The following is an 18,754-nucleotide window of genomic DNA, read 5'->3' on the forward strand; positions in this document are numbered from 1 at the left end:
ACCACGGGCAAGGAGATCGGCCAGCTGTCCCTGCACTACGGCGCGGACGACCTCGGCTCGATCATGCTGGAGGAGAACGTCGTCTCCTCCGCCGGTGCCAAGCACCGCTCCAACCGGCTGGAGATCATCGACCTGATCCGCAAGGCGGGCCGGGTCCCGGCGCAGCGGTCGACGACGTACGAGCACCTCGTGGTGCACGACGACCCGGCGAACGACCCCGTCGACGACCGTGTGGTCTCCCACATCTCCTCCACCGCCATCGAGGGCGGCACGGCCCATCCGGAGCTGAAGCTCCTCGCCTCCAACTGACGTCGGCGTGCTGACCCTTCACGCCGCCGACGCCTCGCCCGAGGCCGCCGTTGTGGTCGACGGCGCGCACATCGCCGCCGTCGGCCCCTGCGAAGAGCTGGCCGCCGCCCACCCGGACGCCCGGCTGCGGCGGTGGCCCGGCATCCTGACGCCCGGGTTGCTCAACCCGTACGGCCCGGAACTGCTGGAGCAGGCGTACCACCCCGACCCGCGCGAGGCGGACCGGCTCGGCACCGAGCCGCTGTTCGGGGAGCGCGCGCGGGCCCTGCTCGACGCCGCTCCGTCCGCGCGGGGCGCCAGCGCACGCCGGGGGGTGCAGCGCATGCTGGCGCACGGAACGGTCGCGGTCGCCGGTGAACTGCGCAGCCGCGCGGCCCTGGACGCGGTGCGCAGGGCCGGGCTCGCCCTCGCGGGGCGTCCGGCCGCCCTGCCCGGGCCCCCGGCGCTCTCCCCGGTGCCGCTCGTGCTGCTGCCGGGCCTCGGCGCCGGGAAGCCCGCCCGGTTCGCGGTGTTCGACGTGCCCGACCGGGACGCCCTCGTGCGGGACGGCGCGTCCACCTGCGTCGTCACCGTCGTGGGCGGCCGTATGGTGTACCGGCGCGCGTAGCCGGCGGAGGCCGCCTGCCACAATGGCCCGGTGACCCGAGCCAGCCTGGACAAGCAGCCGCACGAAGTCGCCTCGATGTTCGACGACGTCGCGGAACGGTACGACCTGACCAACGACGTGCTGTCCCTCGGCCAGGACCGCAGATGGCGCAAGGAGGTCGCCAGGGCCGTCGACGCGCGGCCCGCGCAGAAGGTCCTGGACCTGGCGGCCGGCACCGGCACGTCGTCGATGCCCTTCGCCCGCACCGGCGCCTACGTGGTGCCCTGCGACTTCTCCCTCGGCATGCTCAAGGTCGGCAAGCGCAACCGCGCCTGGCTGCCGTACACCGCGGGCGACGCCACCCGGCTGCCCTTCAAGGACGACGTCTTCGACGCCGTCACCATCTCCTTCGGCCTGCGCAACGTGCAGGACACGGACGCGGCGCTGCGCGAGATGCACCGGGTGACCAGGCCCGGCGGACGGATCGTCATCTGCGAGTTCTCGCACCCGACGTGGGCGCCGTTCCGCACCGTCTACACCGAGTACCTGATGCGCGCCCTGCCGCCGGTCGCCCGGTCGGTGTCGTCCAACCCGGACGCGTACGTCTACCTCGCCGAGTCGATCCGCGCCTGGCCCGACCAGCCCGGGCTGGCCGACCGGCTGAAGGGCGCCGGCTGGTCGCGGGTGGCGTGGCGCAACCTGACGGGCGGTGTGGTGGCGCTGCACCGGGGCTACAAGGAGGGCTGAGCACGGCGGCGTGCGTCAGGGGCAGCTGAGCACCACGGCGTGGGGGCCGCCGCCGCGCGGCTCCTCCAGTTCCCGCTGGAGCCCGCCCGTGGGCGGCAGGGGCCCCCGGGGTTCGCGCACGCCCCCGCCTCCGCCGTCGCCCTCACCGAAGTCGAACCACACGTGGACCACGGAGTCCCGGGGGACCTCGGTGCCGGGCTGCGGATACTGGCGTACGACGTAGTCCACGACGGCGAGATGGAAGTCCGGCCGGTCCGGGGCGTTCACGGACAGGCCCTGTGCCCGGGCCGACTCGCGCGCGTCCACGGCCATCAGACCGACCAGGCGCGGAACGCGCACTTCGGGTGTCCCGAATCCCTTGGGTGCCACACGCACGGACGTCACCCCCCAGCGGTACCGGCAGAGTAGACCGGTGCGGCGCCCGCCGGAAGCATCAAGTGGCGTTCCGTGACAAATGGTTACTCGGTGTGACGGAAGTCGAGGCGATAGCAGTGGGCCTCGCGCCGCGAGACCGGTGTCATGAAGGTCTCGGCCAGGCGCATGCCCAGTCGCCGGGTGACCGCTGTGGAGCGGGTGTTGCGGGCGTCCACCATCGCGACCACGCCGTCGAGGCCCGCCGCGCGCACCCGTTCCAGGGTTTCCCGGGCCGCGGCGGTGGCGTACCCCTTGCCCCAGTGCTCCCGCCCGAGGCGCCAGCCGATCTCGATCTCGCCGGTCGGACCCCAGTCGCGTGGCCACGGCTGGGCGCCGGTGAAGCCGATGACCTGCCCGGACTCGTCGAGCATGGTCCACAGGCAGAAGCCGAGCTGGGCGTCGTGCCGGCGCTGGCGGGCGGTGAGCTCCTCGTAGACGGACAGGTCCGCCGCCCTTCCGCCGTGGAACTCCATGACGTCCGGGTCGTCGAAGATCCGGTGCCAGGCGAAGGCGTCCTCGTGGGTGGGGACACGCAGCCGTACAGCGGGGAGAGCTCGGTTCACGGGGCAGCCCTTCAGCCGGGTGATCAGTCCTGCTGAATAGACTGCCCATGTCCAGTGCCGGTCGGCACGCAGATTTCGAACCTTGGGGAGATCCCGCCGTGACCGAGCCCCTCTCCGACAACACCGCCGACGTCATTGTCGTAGGCGCGGGGCCGGCCGGCTCCACCACCGCCTACCACCTGGCCCGGTCCGGCCTCGACGTGCTCCTGCTGGAGAAGACCGAGTTCCCGCGCGAGAAGGTGTGCGGCGACGGCCTCACCCCGCGCGCCGTGAAGCAGCTGGTGTCGATGGGCATCGACATCTCCGAGGAGGCGGGCTGGCTGCGCAACAAGGGCCTGCGCATCATCGGCGGCGGGGTGCGCCTCCAGCTGGACTGGCCGGATCTCGCCTCCTTCCCCGACTACGGACTGGTCCGCAAGCGCGACGACTTCGACGAGCAGCTCGCCCGGCAGGCCCAGAAGGCGGGCGCCCGGCTGTACGAGCGCTGCAACGTCGGCGCGCCGATCGTCGACGACCGCACCGGGCGCATCACGGGCGTCAAGGCCAAGCTCGGCGAGGACAAGCGGGAGGTCACCTTCCACGCCCCGCTGGTCGTGGCCGCCGACGGCAACTCCACCCGGCTGTCCCTGGCGATGGGACTGCACCGGCGCGAGGACCGCCCGATGGGCGTCGCCGTGCGGACGTATTTCACCTCGCCGCGCCACGACGACGACTACCTGGAGTCCTGGCTGGAGCTGTGGGACCGCCGCGGCCCCCAGGACCGGCTGCTGCCCGGATACGGCTGGATCTTCGGCATGGGCGACGGCACCAGCAACGTCGGACTGGGCGTGCTGAACACCTCCGACTCCTTCAAGGAGCTGGACTGGCGGGAGGTCCTCAAGGCCTGGTGCGCCTCTATGCCGGAGGACTGGGGCTACACCCCGGACAACATGACCGGCCCGATCCGCGGCGCCGCGCTCCCCATGGCCTTCAACCGCCAGCCGCACTACACGCGCGGGCTGCTGCTCGTCGGCGACGCGGGCGGTCTGGTCAACCCGTTCAACGGCGAGGGCATCGCCTACGCCATGGAGTCCGGGCAGCTCGCCGCGGACGTCATCGTGCAGGCGCACGCGCGGGCGACGCCGGCCCAGCGGGAGATCGCGCTCCGTCGCTACCCGCGGGTCCTGAAGGACACCTACGGCGGCTACTACACGCTCGGCCGCGCCTTCGTGAAGCTCATCGGCAACCCGAAGGTCATGCAGATCGCCGCCCAGCGGGGACTGACGCACCCGATGCTGATGAAGTTCACGCTGAAGCTGCTCGCCAACCTGACGGACCCGACGGGCGGCGACGCGATGGACCGCATCATCAACGGTCTGAGCAAGGTGGCGCCGAAGGCGTGACGTTCCCGGGCGGGGCAGACCCCCGTCCGATGCCGGCGTCCTGAGCGGCGCTGTGGGCGGCCGGAGTCCTGGATGCGGACACCGGCCGTCGGTGTCTGCGCGAGGCGCTGTGAAGGGCCGTCACGGGCCCGTACGGCGCTGTGGGGGCGCGAGTGGGCGCGGTCAACGCGCCGCGGACGGGGGACGATTCGGACAATGGGGTGATCTTGCCCCTGGTGTGCGCGGTGAGCGCGGCGGGGCGCGCGAGGGCATGAGGGAGGGCCGCTGCCCCCGAGCGGCAGCGGCCCTTCAGCTCGTGTGGGCGCGGCTCAGAGCACGCGCACGGCACCCGAAGCCGGGTAGCCGGAGAGGTCCTGGATGACGACGCCCTTGGACGGGTTGGCGGCGTCCAGGTACTGGCCGTTACCGATGTAGACACCCGTGTGGTAAGCGGAGCCCTTGCCGCCCCAGTACAGGATGTCGCCGACCTGGATCTGCGACAGCGGGATGTCCGTGCCGACCGTCGACTGGTCCTGCGAGACGCGCGGCAGGTCGACGCCGACCTGCTTGAACGCGGCCTGCACCAGGCTCGAACAGTCCCAGGCGTTGGGGCCCGTGGCGCCCATGACGTAGGCGTCGCCGACCTGTGCCTTGAGGAAGGAGATGACCGTCGCGACGCTGCCGCTGGCGGGCGCGGAGGCGGTCGTGGCGGTGGCGGTGGAGGTGGACAGGGAGGGGCGCTCGGCGTCGCGCGCGGCGCGCTCGGCGGCGGCCTTGCGAGCCTCCTCCGCGGCCTTCTTCTTCGCCTCGGCCTTCTCCTTGGCCTCGGCGAGGTCCGCCTTGGCCTTCTTGGCGGCCTTGGCGGCGGCCGCGTCACGCTCGGCCTGCAGCTGGTAGTTCGCGGCGGCCTGCTGGGTGGCGTCCGCGGACTGGGCGACCTGGGCGGCCAGGTCTGCCGTCAGGGTGGGCAGTTCAAGGGTCTGCGTCACCGGCTCGGCAGCGTTCGCCGAACCCGACGCCCCGGCCACTGCCAGGGTGCTGAGGACGCCACCGGCAACTCCGGCCCGCATCGCCATAGTGGTCTGGGCGGTGCGGCGGGGTTTCCGGTGGCTGCGTATGTGAGCGGTGTGGGACATGGGAACAACCGGTACCAGGGGCTGCTTCATATCTTCAAGAAACGTGTGCTGCGCCACAGTTGTTCAATCGAGGGCCCGAATCCCGGGCGTGTCGTTCTTTATTGACGCCGTAACGGACATTGCGGGCGCCCGTGATCGGCCCGTGATCACGCACTTTCATCGTTACGCCCGAATTGCCCCGCGACTACCACTGGTTGGGTTGGTTGGCCAACCCCCGCTCTCATGCGGCTCTCATCAATGTGACAGAGGTCACGGAACGATTACCTCGATCGTCGCGTCCGGCGGGCCGCCGACGACCCGGCGGAGGGGTGGAGTCGACCGCCGGAGACCTCGAGGGCGGAATGTGACTGGATCGTGACCCTCCGACTTCGTGAACGCGTGCACACGTCCACACCCCGCCCCGGGGCCCCTCCGAGGTGTGAACGCGGCTACTACCAAGAGATCAAGTCCAGCGCCAATTTGCATGCACGAGAAGCCTCTTGATATGGAGGCGACCCCTCTGAGCTGCACTGACCAGTCAAAATGTCACCTTTGGTGATCGCGCGGACGCTTGGCGTGCGAAGATCACCGCTCATCCGACTTCATGATCGTTCGTCAGGTGGTGGAGATCACAAAGCTTGTGCAATACCCCGTGTCGCAGATCACAGACCCTCGGGCATAAGATGCGGAGCGGTTGGGCTTGTGACCTGCTTCACATGTTCTCGATCTTCGCCGGGGCGGGCGTGGTTCGTGGGGCAGTTGAGGCCGGTCGAGCCCGCTGCACAACCGCCAGCAGTCAGTGCCGACTGAGAGGAGCGAGGAGCGGTGAACGCGTATGCGCCCATCCTCGTACTGGGAGCCCTCGGGGCAGGCTTTGCGATCTTCTCCGTGGTCATGGCCACGCTGATCGGTCCGAAGCGGTACAACCGCGCCAAGCTCGAAGCCTACGAGTGCGGTATCGAACCGACCCCCACGCCGGCCGGCGGCGGGCGCTTCCCCATCAAGTACTACCTGACGGCGATGCTCTTCATCATTTTCGATATCGAGATCGTCTTCCTCTACCCCTGGGCCGTCACCTTCGACGCCCTGGGGCTTTTCGGGCTCGTGGAGATGCTGCTCTTCGTGCTCACCGTCTTCGTCGCGTACGCGTACGTATGGCGGCGCGGCGGCCTGGAATGGGACTGAGGGGCCACTAGTCATGGGACTCGAAGAAAAGCTGCCGAGCGGATTCCTGCTGACCACCGTCGAGCAGGCCGCGGGCTGGGTGCGCAAGTCGTCCGTCTTCCCCGCCACGTTCGGCCTCGCCTGCTGTGCCATCGAGATGATGACCACCGGCGCCGGCCGCTACGACCTGGCGCGCTTCGGCATGGAGGTCTTCCGCGGCTCACCGCGGCAGGCCGACCTCATGATCGTCGCCGGGCGGGTCAGCCAGAAGATGGCGCCGGTGCTCCGGCAGGTCTACGACCAGATGCCGAACCCCAAGTGGGTGATCTCCATGGGGGTCTGCGCCTCCTCGGGCGGCATGTTCAACAACTACGCGATCGTCCAGGGCGTCGACCACGTCGTCCCGGTCGACATCTATCTCCCCGGCTGCCCGCCCCGCCCCGAGATGCTGATGGACGCCATTCTCAAGCTCCACCAGAAGATCCAGAGCTCCAAGCTCGGCGTGAACGCCGAGGAGGCGGCCCGCGAGGCGGAGGAGGCGGCGCTCAAGGCCCTGCCCACGATCGAGATGAAGGGGCTGCTGCGATGAGCGACGCGAACAACACCGCGGGTGACGACGTGAATCCCGAGAAGGACCTCTCCGCCCAGAACCTCCCCGGCCAGCGCGGCCAGGGCGGCGAGGAGGTCCGCGTCCAGCGCGGGATGTTCGGCGCCAACAACGGCGGCGACACCTCCGGCTACGGCGGACTCGTCCGCTCGGTCCGGCTGCCCGGACCCGCCTCCCGCCCCTACGGAGGCTGGTTCGACGAGGTCGCCGACGAACTGGAGGGCGCGCTGGAGGAGCAGGACCTGCTCCCCGCCAACGCCATCGAGAAGACGGTCGTCGACCGCGGCGAACTCACCTTCCACATCGAACGCGAGCACCTGGTCCGCGTGGCGAAGACCCTGCGCGACGACCCCGCCCTGCGTTTCGAGCTGTGCACCGGCGTCAGCGGGGTGCACTACCCGAACGACACGGGCCGCGAGCTGCACGCCGTCTACCACCTGCGCTCGATCACCCACAACCGGGTGATCCGGCTCGAGGTCAGCGCCCCCGACAGCGACCCGCACATCCCGTCGCTGTTCCCGGTCTATCCGACGAACGACTGGCACGAGCGCGAGACGTACGACTTCTTCGGCATCGTCTTCGACGGTCACCCGGCCCTGACGCGGATCATGATGCCGGACGACTGGCAGGGCTTCCCCCAGCGCAAGGACTACCCCCTCGGCGGCATCCCCGTCGAGTACAAGGGCGCCCAGATCCCGGCTCCGGACCAGCGGAGGTCGTACTCGTGAGCACGTCGCATGCCTCCCCCAGGGAGACCACCGAAGGAACCGTCTACACCGTCACCGGCGGCGACTGGGACGAGGTCGTCGAGAGCGCGGCCTGGACCGACGACGAGCGCATCGTCGTCAACATGGGTCCGCAGCACCCGTCCACCCACGGAGTGCTCCGTCTGATCCTGGAGATCGACGGCGAGACGGTCACCGAGGCCCGCTGCGGCATCGGCTACCTCCACACCGGCATCGAGAAGAACCTCGAATACCGGACGTGGACCCAGGGCACCACGTTCGTGACGCGCATGGACTACCTGACGCCGTTCTTCAACGAGACGGCGTACTGCCTCGCGGTGGAGAAGCTCCTCGGCATCGAGGACCAGGTGCCCGACCGGGCGTCGATCATCAGGGTGCTCCTGATGGAGCTGAACCGGCTCTCCTCCCACCTGGTGTGCATCGCCACCGGCGGCATGGAGCTCGGCGCCACCACGATCATGATCTACGGATTCCGTGATCGTGAACTGATTCTCGACATCTACGAGCTCATCACGGGCCTGAGGATGAACCACGCGTACATCCGCCCCGGCGGACTCGCCCAGGACCTGCCGCCCGGGGCGGTGGACCAGATCCGCGAGTTCGTGAAGAAGATGCGGAAGAACCTCCCGGAGTACGACAAGCTCGCCACCGGTAACCCCATCTTCAAGGCCCGGATGCAGGACGTCGGCTACCTCGACCTGGCCGGCTGCATGGCCCTCGGCGCCACCGGCCCGATCCTGCGCTCCACCGGCCTGCCGCACGACCTGCGCAAGACGCAGCCGTACTGCGGCTACGAGACCTACGACTTCGACATCCCGACCGCCGACACCTGCGACTCCTACGGCCGCTTCCTGATCCGGCTCGAGGAGATGCGCCAGTCGCTGCGCATCGTCGAGCAGTGCCTGGACCGGCTCCAGCCCGGCCCGGTCATGGTCGAGGACAAGAAGATCGCCTGGCCCGCCCAGCTGGCCCTCGGCCCCGACGGACTGGGCAACTCCCTCGACCACATCAAGCAGATCATGGGCACCTCCATGGAGGCCCTGATCCACCACTTCAAGCTGGTCACCGAGGGCTTCCGCGTTCCGCCGGGACAGGCGTACACGGCGGTCGAGTCGCCCAAGGGCGAGCTCGGGGTGCATGTCGTCTCCGACGGCGGCACCCGCCCGTACCGGGTCCACTTCCGCGACCCGTCCTTCACCAACCTGCAGGCCATGGCGGCGATGTGCGAGGGCGGCCAGGTCGCCGACGTCATCGTCGCCGTCGCGTCCATCGACCCCGTGATGGGAGGCGTCGACCGGTGACCACCTCTTCTTCGGAGCGGGGCGTCAGCCTGGGCATGCCCGAACTGCCCGCGCCCGCCTACCCGGACGACGTCCGGGCCCGGCTGGAGACCGACGCGCGCGAGGTCATCGCCCGCTACCCGGACTCCCGGTCCGCCCTCCTGCCGCTGTTGCACCTCGTGCAGTCGGAGGAGGGCCACGTCACGCGCACCGGTATGCAGTTCTGCGCGGACATGCTGGACCTGACCACCGCCGAGGTGACCGCGGTCGCCACCTTCTACACCATGTACCGGCGCCGGCCGAGCGGCGACTACCAGGTCGGGGTGTGCACCAACACCCTGTGCGCCGTCATGGGCGGCGACGCGATCTTCGAGGAGCTCCAGGAGCACCTGGGCGTCGGCAACGGCGGGACCACCGACGACGGCAAGGTCACCCTCGAGCACATCGAGTGCAACGCGGCCTGCGACTTCGCCCCCGTGGTGATGGTCAACTGGGAGTTCTTCGACAACCAGACCCCCGAAAGCGCCAAGCGCATGGTCGACGACCTGCGCGCCGGCCGCCCGGTCGCGCCCACGCGCGGTGCGCCCCTGTGCACCTTCAAGGAGACCGCCCGCATCCTGGCCGGATTCCCCGACGGGCGCGAGGGAGCCGTGGAGGCCACCGGAAGCGCGGGACCCGCCTCCCTGACCGGCCTGAAGCTGGCCAAGGGGGAGGCCGCACCCGCGCGCGTGGTGCACCCGCGCGGTGAGGCGCCCCGGGACACCCCGCCGCACGAGCCGTCGCCCACCGAGCACCTCAGTTCGCACGACGCGCCGCAGGACACGTCGGCCTCCGATCCGGCGCATCCGTCGGGACCCGTCGCCGAGGAGGGGGAGTGATGACCTTGGCACCCGAACTCAAGGACATGAGCCCGGAGAAGCTGCTCGCACCCGTGCTGTCGGCCTTCTGGGACGAGGACAGGTCCTGGACGCTGGACGTCTACCAGAGGCACGAGGGGTACGAGGGGCTCCGCAGGGCGCTCGCGATGTCACCGGACGACGTCATCGCGTACGTCAAGGAATCCGGACTGCGCGGCCGCGGCGGCGCCGGCTTCCCGACGGGAATGAAGTGGCAGTTCATCCCGCAGGGGGACGGCAAGCCTCACTATCTCGTTGTCAACGCCGACGAGTCGGAGCCCGGAACGTGCAAGGACATTCCGCTCCTCTTCGCGAACCCGCACAGCCTCATCGAGGGCATCGTCATCGCCTGTTACGCCATCAGGTCGTCCCAGGCCTTCATCTATCTGCGGGGGGAAGTCGTCCCCGTACTGCGGCGGTTGCACGAGGCCGTGCGCGAGGCCTACGCGGCCGGCTTCCTGGGCGAGAACATCCTGGGCAGCGGACTCGACCTCCAGCTCACCGTGCACGCGGGCGCGGGCGCGTACATCTGCGGTGAGGAGACCGCACTGCTCGACTCGCTCGAAGGCCGGCGGGGTCAACCGCGGCTCCGTCCCCCCTTCCCTGCCGTCGCGGGCCTCTACGCGTGCCCGACTGTGGTGAACAACGTCGAATCGATCGCGTCGGTTCCCGCCATCATGAACCGGGGCAAGGAATGGTTCCGCTCGATGGGCAGCGAGAAGTCGCCCGGCTTCACGCTCTACTCCCTCAGCGGCCATGTCGCGAGCCCCGGCCAGTACGAGGCGCCCCTCGGCATCACCCTGCGCCAGCTGCTGGAGATGAGCGGCGGGATGCGGCCGGGCCACCGGCTGAAGTTCTGGACGCCCGGCGGCTCCTCGACGCCGCTGCTCACCGACGAGCACCTCGACGTCCCCCTCGACTACGAAGGAGTCGGCGCCGCGGGGTCCATGCTCGGCACCAAGGCACTGCAGTGCTTCGACGAGACGACCTGCGTCGTGCGCGCCGTCACCCGCTGGACCGAGTTCTACGCCCACGAGTCCTGCGGCAAGTGCACCCCCTGCCGTGAGGGGACGTACTGGCTCGTCCAGCTGATGCGGGACATCGAGGCCGGCAAGGGACAGATGTCCGACCTCGACAAGCTGAACGACATCGCCGACAACATCAACGGCAAGGCCTTCTGCGCCCTCGGCGACGGCGCCGCCTCGCCGATCTTCTCCTCGCTCAAGTACTTCCGCGAGGAGTACGAGCAGCACATCACGGGCCGTTGCTGCCCCTTCGACCCGGCCAAGTCCACGGCCTGGGCCGACCGTACGGAGGTGCACGCATGACTGTGACCACCAACGCTCCCTCCGGCGGGGGAGAGGCGGCGGTCCCGCCCGAGGACCTCGTCACGCTGACGATCGACGGCGCCGAGATCAGCGTGCCCAAGGGCACCCTGGTCATCCGGGCCGCCGAGGAGCTCGGCATCGAGATCCCCCGGTTCTGCGACCACCCGCTCCTGGCCCCGGCCGGCGCCTGCCGCCAGTGCATCGTGGAGGTCGAGGGCCAGCGCAAGCCCATGGCCTCCTGCACCATCACCTGCACCGACGGCATGGTGGTGAAGACCCACCTCACCTCGCCGGTCGCCGAGAAGGCCCAGAAGGGTGTGATGGAGCTCCTGCTCATCAACCACCCCCTGGACTGCCCGGTCTGCGACAAGGGCGGCGAGTGCCCGCTGCAGAACCAGGCGATGTCGCACGGCAACGCCGAGTCCCGCTTCGACGGCAAGAAGCGCACCTACGAGAAGCCCGTCGCGATCTCCACGCAGGTGCTGCTGGACCGCGAGCGGTGCGTGCTGTGCGCCCGCTGCACCCGCTTCTCCAACCAGATCGCGGGCGACCCGATGATCGAGATGGTCGAGCGGGGCGCGCTCCAGCAGATCGGCACCGGCGAGGGCGACCCGTTCGAGTCGTACTTCTCCGGCAACACCATCCAGATCTGCCCGGTCGGCGCGCTCACCTCGGCCGCCTACCGGTTCCGCTCCCGCCCCTTCGACCTGATCTCGTCGCCGTCGGTGTGCGAGCACTGCTCCGGCGGCTGCGCCACCCGCACCGACCACCGGCGCGGCAAGGTCATGCGGCGGCTCGCGGGCAACGACCCCGAGGTCAACGAGGAGTGGGTCTGCGACAAGGGACGCTTCGCGTTCCGGTACGCGCAGCTGCGGGACCGCCTCGACACCCCGCTCGTGCGCAACGCGGAGGGCGAGCTGGAACCGGCTTCCTGGCCGGACGCGCTGCAGATCGCCGCCCAGGGGCTGCTGGCCTCGCGGGGCAGCACCGGGGTGCTGACCGGCGGCCGGCTCACCGTCGAGGACGCCTACGCGTACAGCAAGTTCGCCCGCGTGGCGCTCGCCACCAACGACATCGACTTCCGCGCGCGCGTGCACAGCGCCGAGGAGGCCGACTTCCTCGCCGCGCAGGTCGCCGGCCGCGGCCGGGACCTCGACGGCACGGGCGTCACGTACACCGCCCTGGAGAAGGCACCCGCCGTCCTCCTGGTCGGGTTCGAGTCGGAGGAGGAGGCGCCCGGCGTCTTCCTGCGGCTGCGCAAGGCCTGGCGCGGGCACGGGCAGCAGACCTTCGCCCTGGCCACGCACGCCACGCGCGGACTCGAGAAAACCGGAGGCACCCTGCTGCCGGCCGCGCCCGGCACCGAGACCGAATGGCTGGACGCGCTGTCGAGCGGCGTCGGCCTGCAGGGCGACGGAGCCGCGGCCGTCGAGGCGTTGCGGGCCGACGGCGCGGTGATCGTCGTCGGCGAGCGGCTGGCGGGCGTACGGGGCGGCCTGACCGCCGCCGTACGGTTCGCCGCCGCGACCGGGGCCCGGCTGGTGTGGATCCCGCGCCGGGCCGGGGAGCGGGGCGCCGTCGAGGCGGGCGCGCTGCCGGCGCTGCTGCCGGGCGGCCGCCCGGCCACCGACCCGCGCGCGCGTGAGGAGGTCGCCGCCCTCTGGGGCGTCGCCGAACTCCCGCACCGCTTCGGCCGCGACACCGGTCAGATCGTCGAGGCGGCGGCCCGCGGTGAGCTCCAGGCGCTCCTTGTCGCCGGTGTGGAGGTCGCCGACCTCCCCGACCCGGCACGCGCGCGTGCCGCGCTCGCCGAGGCCGGGTTCGTGGTCTCGCTGGAGCTGCGGCCCAGCGAGGTCACCGAGCTCGCCGACGTCGTCCTGCCGGTCGCCGCGGTCGCCGAGAAGCCCGGCACCTTCCTCAACTGGGAAGGCAGGGTCCGTCTCTTCGAGGCGGCGCTCAAGCCCGACCAGATGACCCGGCGGCTCCCGCCCACCGACGCGCGCGTGCTGCAGATGCTGGCCGACGCCATGGACGTCCACCTGGGCCTGCCGGATCTGCGCACCATCCGCGCGGAGCTCGACCGGATCGGCGTCTGGGACGGTCCCCGGGCCACCGACCCGACGGAGACCGCGGGCGCCCTGCCCCGGCCGGCCGCCGGAGAGGCCGTGCTCGCCGGACACCGGCTGCTGCTCGACCAGGGCCTTCTGCAGCTCGGTGACGAGGCGCTGGCCGGCACCCGGCACGCCGCCCGCGCGCGGGTGTCGGCCGCCACGGCCGCCGAGGTCGGCGTCAAGGACGGCGACCTGCTGTCGGTGACCGGCAGCGCCGGATCGGTGGAACTGCCCCTGGCCGTCACCGACATGCCCGACCGGGTGGTCTGGCTGCCGCTGAACTCCGTCGGCGGCGGCGTCCCCTCGGCCGCCGGGGCACTGCCCGGCTCCCTCGTCCGCATCGGCCCGGCGACGCTCGCCGGCGAGGCCCCCAAGGAGGTGGAGGCATGAGCCCGTACCTCGCCGCTGAAGACCTGTCGATGTTCGGCCGCGATCCCTGGTGGCTGATCCTCGTCAAGGCGGTGTTCTGCTTCGCCTTCCTGATGGTGACCGTGCTGATCTCCATCGTCATGGAGCGCAAGGTCGTCGCCTGGATGCAGCTGCGCATCGGCCCCAACCGGCACGGGCCCTGGGGCATGCTCCAGTCGCTCGCCGACGGCGTGAAGCTGATGCTCAAGGAGGACGTCGTCGTCAAGCGCGCGGACAAGGCGGTGTACGTCCTCGCGCCGATCGTCGCGGCCGTCCCCGCCTTCATGGCGTTCGCGGTGATCCCCTTCGGGCCGGCCGGCAACGAAATCTCGATCTTCGGCCAGCGCACCACGATGCAGCTCACCGACCTGCCGATCGCGGCGCTCTACATCCTCGCGGTCGCCTCGGTCGGCATCTACGGCATCGTCCTGGCGGGCTGGAGCTCCGGCTCCACCTATCCGCTCCTCGGCGGCCTCCGCTCCTGCGCGCAGATGATCTCGTACGAGATCGCCATGGGCGCCGCGTTCGCCTCCGTGTTCCTCTACTCCGGGTCGATGTCGACCTCGACCATCGTCGAGCAGCAGAACGACCGCTGGTACATCCTGCTGCTGCCGGTCTCCTTCCTCATCTACATCGTCACGATGGTCGGCGAGACCAACCGCGCACCCTTCGACATGCCGGAGTCCGAGGGCGACCTGGTCGGCGGCTTCAACACCGAGTACTCGTCCATCAAGTTCGCGATGTTCATGCTGGCCGAGTACATCAACATGGTGACCGTCTCGGCCGTCGCCGTGACGCTCTTCCTGGGCGGCTGGCGGGCCCCGTGGCCCATCAGCACCTTCTGGGAGGGAGCCAACCACGGCTGGTGGCCGATGCTCTGGTTCACCGGCAAGCTGCTGAGCCTGCTGTTCGGTTTCGTCTGGCTGCGCGGCACGCTCCCGCGGGTCCGCTACGACCAGCTGATGAAGCTCGGCTGGAAGGTCCTCATCCCGGTCTCCCTGGTGTGGCTGATGGCGGTCGCCACCGTGCGGGCGCTGCGGAACGAGAACTACGACTTCGCGGACATCGCGCTGTACATCGCCGCGGGCGTCCTCGCCCTGCTGCTGCTCTCCTTCGTGGCCGACATGTTCCGGTCCCGGGCGAAGGAGTCCGAGCGGCCCGAGGGCCCGGCCGCCTTCGACCCCATGGCGGGCGGGTTCCCCGTACCGCCGCTGCCGGGACAGGAGTTGCCGCCGGTGCCGCGACGCCGCTCGCACCGGGAGCGGGAGCTGATTGTCAGTGGCGGCCCCGATACTCGGAGTGACGAATCTCCGGGTGGACCTACGGATGGAAAGGAGGCGTCCGATGGCTGAGGAGCCCAAGGAGACCAAGCCCGGTTTCCTGAACCCCGTGGCCGGCTTCGGCGTGACCTTCAAGGCCATGTTCAAGAAGCGGCTGACCGAGCAGTACCCGGAGCAGCAGAAGACCACCGCTCCGCGCTTCCACGGACGGCACCAGCTCAACCGCCATCCGGACGGCCTGGAGAAGTGCGTCGGCTGCGAGCTGTGCGCCTGGGCCTGTCCCGCCGACGCGATCTACGTCGAGGGCGCGGACAACACCGAGGAGGAGCGCTACTCGCCCGGCGAGCGGTACGGCCGCGTCTACCAGATCAACTACGCCCGCTGCATCCTGTGCGGCCTGTGCATCGAGGCGTGCCCGACGCGCGCGCTCACGATGACCAACGAGTTCGAGCTCGCGGACTCCAGCCGCGCCAACCTCATCTACACCAAGGAGCAGCTGCTCGCCGGTCTGGAGGAGGGCATGGTCGACTCGCCGCACGCGATGTACCCGGGCACCGACGAGCAGGACTACTACCGGGGCCTGGTGACCGAGGCCGCGCCGGGTACGGAGCAGCAGGTCGCCCACTCCAAGGGCGAGGTGGTGCAGGAGGCCGCCTCGACGTTCGGGCCGGAGGAACCGGCGTCGGATGAGGTGATCAGGCGATGACGGGACAGCTCGCCGCCGCAGCGACTCTTTCCGCGGGCACCTCCACCGGAGAGGCCTTCCAGTTCTGGATCCTCGGCACGGTCGCCGTGATCGGCGCCCTGTGCACCGTGTTCATGCGGCGGGCCGTGCACAGCGCGCTCTGTCTCGCCGGCACCATGATCGTCCTGGCGGTGTTCTACCTGGCCAACGGCGCCTACTTCCTGGGCGTCGTCCAGATCGTCGTCTACACCGGCGCGATCATGATGCTGTTCCTGTTCGTGGTGATGCTGGTCGGCGTCACCGCGGCGGACTCCCTGAAGGAGACCATCAAGGGCCAGCGCTGGCTGGCCCTGCTGTGCGGTCTCGGCTTCGGCATCCTGCTGGTCGGCGGGATCGGCAACGCCTCGCTCAGCGAGTTCAGCGGCATCGGCGAGGCGAACGCGGGCGGCAATGTGGAGGGCCTCGCCGCCCTCCTGTTCACCAAGTACGTCTTCGCCTTCGAGATCACCGGCGCCCTGCTCATCACGGCCGCCGTCGGTGCCATGGTGCTCACCCACCGCGAGCGCACCGAGCGCGCCAAAACCCAGCGGGAGCTGGCCGAGCAACGCGTCCGCGACGGCAAGTACCTGCCGCCGCTCCCGGCGCCCGGCGTGTACGCCCGGCACAACGCCGTGGACATCGCCGGCCTGCTGCCCGACGGCACCGCCTCGGACCTCACCGTCAGCAAGACGCTGCGGGAGCGCGGACAGGTCCGTGACGTGTCACAGGAGGCGCTCAACGACCTGCGGGCGCTGGAGCAGCGTGCGGAGGAGCGCCTGGAGCGCAAGGCGATCGAGCCGCCGACGTTCAAGCGGGCCGAGGAGGCGTCGAAGTGAACCCCGTCAACTATCTGTACCTCGCCGCGCTGCTGTTCACGATCGGCGCCACCGGAGTGCTTATCCGGCGCAACGCGATCGTGGTCTTCATGTGCGTCGAGCTGATGCTCAACGCCTGCAATCTCGCGTTCGTCGCCTTCTCCCGGATGCACGGCAATCTCGACGGCCAGGTCATCGCCTTCTTCACGATGGTGGTCGCCGCCGCGGAGGTCGTGGTCGGGCTGGCGATCATCGTGTCCCTGTTCCGTTCCCGCCACTCGGCCTCGGTCGACGACGCCAGCCTGATGAAGCTGTAAGGGGTCGCTGAATCGTGGAGAACCTGATTGCGCTGCTGGTGGCGGCGCCCCTGCTCGGAGCGGCGGTCCTGCTGTGCGGCGGACGCCGGCTGGACGCCGTGGGCCACTGGATCGGCACGCTGCTCGCGGCCGTCTCCTTCGCGCTCGGCCTGGTGCTGTTCACCGACCTGCTGGGCAGGGGCGCCGAGGAACGCACCGTCACGCAGCACCTGTTCAGCTGGATCCCGGTGGAGGGCTTCCAGGCCGACGTCGCCTTCCGGCTCGACCAGTTGTCGATGACGTTCGTCCTGCTGATCACCGGCGTCGGCTCGCTGATCCACCTGTACTCCGTCGGCTACATGGAGCACGACGAGCGCCGCCGTCGCTTCTTCGGCTATCTGAACCTGTTCCTCGCGGCGATGCTGATCCTCGTCCTCGCCGACAACTACCTGCTGCTGTACGTCGGCTGGGAGGGCGTCGGTCTCGCCTCCTACCTGCTGATCGGCTTCTGGCAGCACAAGCCCAGCGCCGCCACGGCCGCGAAGAAGGCCTTCCTGGTCAACCGCGTCGGCGACATGGGCCTGTCCATCGCGATCATGCTGATGTTCCTGTGGTTCGGCACCTTCGCCTTCGGGCCGGTGCTCGGCGGCCACGGGGAAGCCGGTCTCGCCGGTGAGGCGGGGGAGGGCAAGCTGACCGCGATCGCGCTGATGCTGCTGCTCGCCGCCTGCGGCAAGTCCGCCCAGGTGCCGCTGCAGTCCTGGCTCGGGGACGCGATGGAGGGCCCGACCCCGGTCTCGGCCCTCATCCACGCCGCGACGATGGTGACGGCGGGCGTGTACCTGATCGTCCGCTCCGCCGCCGTCTTCAACGGCGCCCCCGACGCACAACTGGTCGTCACCATCGTCGGCGCGGTCACGCTGCTGTTCGGTGCGATCGTCGGTTGCGCGAAGGACGACATCAAGAAGGCGCTGGCCGGTTCGACCATGTCGCAGATCGGCTACATGGTGCTGGCCGCGGGCCTGGGCCCCATCGGCTACGTCTTCGCGATCATGCACCTGGTGACGCACGGCTTCTTCAAGGCCGGTCTGTTCCTCGGCGCCGGTTCGGTGATGCACGGCATGAACGACGAGGTCGACATGCGCCGCTACGGCGGCCTCCGGAAGTACATGCCGGTCACGTTCGTCACCTTCGGGCTCGGCTACCTCGCGATCATCGGCTTCCCGGGCCTGTCCGGCTTCTTCTCCAAGGACAAGATCATCGAGGCGGCGTTCGCCAAGGGCGGCACCGAGGGCTGGATCCTCGGCGCCTGCGCCCTGCTGGGCGCGGCCATCACCGCGTACTACATGACGCGCGTGATGCTGATGACGTTCTTCGGCGAGGAGCGCTGGCGCAACGCGCCGACGCCGTCCCCGGCGGCGCCGGACGTGGAGCCGGCCGCACAGACGCGCGGCACCTACGAGCCGCCGCACCCGCACGAGTCGCCGAGGTCCATGACGATCCCGATGATCGTGCTGGCCGTCGGATCGGTCGCGGGCGGTGCCTTCTTCAGCATCGGGGACCGCTTCGTGCACTGGCTGGAGCCCGTCACCGGGCACGCCCACGGCCACCCGCCGGTCAGCGCCCTGACGGTGACGCTCTCCACCGTCGCCGTGATGGTCATCGGCGTGGCGATCGCCTGGGCCCAGTACGGGCGCCGTCCGGTGCCGGCCGTCGCCCCGCGCGGGTCGCTGCTCACCCGGGCCGCCCGGCGCGACCTGCTCCAGGACGACTTCAACCACGTGGTCCTGGTGCGCGGCGGTGAACATCTCACCCGCTCGCTGGTGTACGTGGACCACACCCTGGTCGACGGGGTCGTCAACGGCACGGCGGCCTCCATGGGCGGCCTGTCCGGGCGGATGCGCAGGCTGCAGAACGGCTTCGCGCGGTCCTACGCGGTCTCCATGTTCGGCGGCGCGGCGGTCCTCGCCGCCGCGACCCTGCTGATGAGGGCGGTCTGATACC

Annotated in this window: 18 protein-coding genes and 1 pseudogene; 16 read left to right on the forward strand and 3 right to left on the reverse strand. The window is 70.1% G+C overall.

Annotated features, from left to right (window positions below):
* The 3 genes and pseudogenes from ACZ44S_RS36910 to ACZ44S_RS36920 form a co-directional block, all read left to right on the forward strand.
* Nucleotides 1-309, forward strand: a pseudogene (locus ACZ44S_RS36910) (dehypoxanthine futalosine cyclase); the annotation flags it as partial.
* Between the two features lie 7 nt (nt 310-316).
* Nucleotides 317-916: an imidazolonepropionase-like domain-containing protein gene (locus tag ACZ44S_RS36915; RefSeq protein ID WP_466937372.1), complete on the forward strand. Its 600-nt coding sequence runs from the start codon at nt 317-319 to the stop codon at nt 914-916.
* A 30-nt stretch (nt 917-946) separates the two neighbouring features.
* Entirely contained in the window at nt 947-1,642 is a 696-nt protein-coding gene (locus tag ACZ44S_RS36920; RefSeq protein WP_466937374.1) for a demethylmenaquinone methyltransferase, read from the forward strand.
* 15 nt (nt 1,643-1,657) lie between these two features.
* Here ACZ44S_RS36920 and ACZ44S_RS36925 read toward each other — a convergent pair whose 3' ends face one another.
* Nucleotides 1,658-1,981, reverse strand: a complete 324-nt coding sequence (locus tag ACZ44S_RS36925; protein ID WP_466937474.1) for a PASTA domain-containing protein — start codon at nt 1,979-1,981, stop codon at nt 1,658-1,660.
* A 119-nt stretch (nt 1,982-2,100) separates the two neighbouring features.
* Nucleotides 2,101-2,619, reverse strand: a complete 519-nt coding sequence (locus ACZ44S_RS36930) for a GNAT family N-acetyltransferase (protein ID WP_466937376.1) — start codon at nt 2,617-2,619, stop codon at nt 2,101-2,103.
* Nucleotides 2,620-2,666: 47 nt separating this feature from the next.
* Here ACZ44S_RS36930 and ACZ44S_RS36935 point away from each other — a divergent pair, with 47 nt between their 5' ends.
* Nucleotides 2,667-4,001 carry a geranylgeranyl reductase family protein gene (locus ACZ44S_RS36935; RefSeq protein WP_466937379.1) on the forward strand — a complete coding sequence of 445 codons (1,335 nt, stop codon included), beginning with the start codon at nt 2,667-2,669 and terminating at the stop codon, nt 3,999-4,001.
* Between the two features lie 308 nt (nt 4,002-4,309).
* On the opposite strand, the gene ACZ44S_RS36940 is transcribed toward ACZ44S_RS36935, so the two are convergent.
* A complete protein-coding gene (locus ACZ44S_RS36940) occupies nt 4,310-5,146 on the reverse strand; it encodes a C40 family peptidase (protein ID WP_466937382.1) in 837 nt (278 codons plus the stop codon).
* A gap of 774 nt (nt 5,147-5,920) precedes the next feature.
* On the opposite strand from ACZ44S_RS36940, the gene ACZ44S_RS36945 reads away from it, so the two are divergent.
* Genes ACZ44S_RS36945 through nuoL form a run of 12 tightly spaced genes read left to right on the forward strand, consistent with a single transcriptional unit; the run spans nt 5,921 to nt 18,750 of the window.
* Nucleotides 5,921-6,280 (forward strand): NADH-quinone oxidoreductase subunit A, encoded by a 360-nt coding sequence (locus tag ACZ44S_RS36945; protein WP_007490928.1) that lies wholly within the window; start codon nt 5,921-5,923, stop codon nt 6,278-6,280.
* A 13-nt stretch (nt 6,281-6,293) separates the two neighbouring features.
* Nucleotides 6,294-6,848, forward strand: a complete 555-nt coding sequence (locus tag ACZ44S_RS36950; protein WP_006133126.1) for a NuoB/complex I 20 kDa subunit family protein — start codon at nt 6,294-6,296, stop codon at nt 6,846-6,848.
* A complete protein-coding gene (locus ACZ44S_RS36955; RefSeq protein ID WP_466937385.1) occupies nt 6,845-7,594 on the forward strand; it encodes an NADH-quinone oxidoreductase subunit C in 750 nt (249 codons plus the stop codon). Before ACZ44S_RS36950 ends, ACZ44S_RS36955 begins: the two co-directional genes overlap by 4 nt.
* Nucleotides 7,591-8,913 (forward strand): NADH-quinone oxidoreductase subunit D, encoded by a 1,323-nt coding sequence (locus tag ACZ44S_RS36960; RefSeq protein WP_466937388.1) that lies wholly within the window; start codon nt 7,591-7,593, stop codon nt 8,911-8,913. Before ACZ44S_RS36955 ends, ACZ44S_RS36960 begins: the two co-directional genes overlap by 4 nt.
* Entirely contained in the window at nt 8,910-9,770 is an 861-nt protein-coding gene (nuoE, locus tag ACZ44S_RS36965) for an NADH-quinone oxidoreductase subunit NuoE (RefSeq protein ID WP_466937390.1), read from the forward strand. Before ACZ44S_RS36960 ends, nuoE begins: the two co-directional genes overlap by 4 nt.
* Nucleotides 9,770-11,116, forward strand: a complete 1,347-nt coding sequence (gene nuoF / locus ACZ44S_RS36970; protein WP_466937392.1) for an NADH-quinone oxidoreductase subunit NuoF — start codon at nt 9,770-9,772, stop codon at nt 11,114-11,116. The genes nuoE and nuoF overlap by 1 nt, the downstream gene beginning before the upstream one ends.
* Entirely contained in the window at nt 11,113-13,617 is a 2,505-nt protein-coding gene (locus ACZ44S_RS36975; RefSeq protein ID WP_466937396.1) for an NADH-quinone oxidoreductase subunit G, read from the forward strand. Before nuoF ends, ACZ44S_RS36975 begins: the two co-directional genes overlap by 4 nt.
* Nucleotides 13,614-14,987: an NADH-quinone oxidoreductase subunit NuoH gene (nuoH, locus tag ACZ44S_RS36980; RefSeq protein WP_466937399.1), complete on the forward strand. Its 1,374-nt coding sequence runs from the start codon at nt 13,614-13,616 to the stop codon at nt 14,985-14,987. The genes ACZ44S_RS36975 and nuoH overlap by 4 nt, the downstream gene beginning before the upstream one ends.
* Nucleotides 14,980-15,621 (forward strand): NADH-quinone oxidoreductase subunit NuoI, encoded by a 642-nt coding sequence (gene nuoI / locus ACZ44S_RS36985; protein ID WP_190166748.1) that lies wholly within the window; start codon nt 14,980-14,982, stop codon nt 15,619-15,621. Before nuoH ends, nuoI begins: the two co-directional genes overlap by 8 nt.
* A complete protein-coding gene (locus ACZ44S_RS36990; protein ID WP_466937403.1) occupies nt 15,618-16,475 on the forward strand; it encodes an NADH-quinone oxidoreductase subunit J in 858 nt (285 codons plus the stop codon). Before nuoI ends, ACZ44S_RS36990 begins: the two co-directional genes overlap by 4 nt.
* Entirely contained in the window at nt 16,472-16,771 is a 300-nt protein-coding gene (nuoK, locus tag ACZ44S_RS36995; RefSeq protein WP_037929353.1) for an NADH-quinone oxidoreductase subunit NuoK, read from the forward strand. The genes ACZ44S_RS36990 and nuoK overlap by 4 nt, the downstream gene beginning before the upstream one ends.
* 14 nt (nt 16,772-16,785) lie before the next feature.
* Nucleotides 16,786-18,750 carry an NADH-quinone oxidoreductase subunit L gene (gene nuoL, locus ACZ44S_RS37000; protein WP_466937407.1) on the forward strand — a complete coding sequence of 655 codons (1,965 nt, stop codon included), beginning with the start codon at nt 16,786-16,788 and terminating at the stop codon, nt 18,748-18,750.
* Nucleotides 18,751-18,754: the final 4 nt, after the last annotated feature.

The sequence above is a fragment of the Streptomyces malachitofuscus genome, assembly GCF_055571035.1.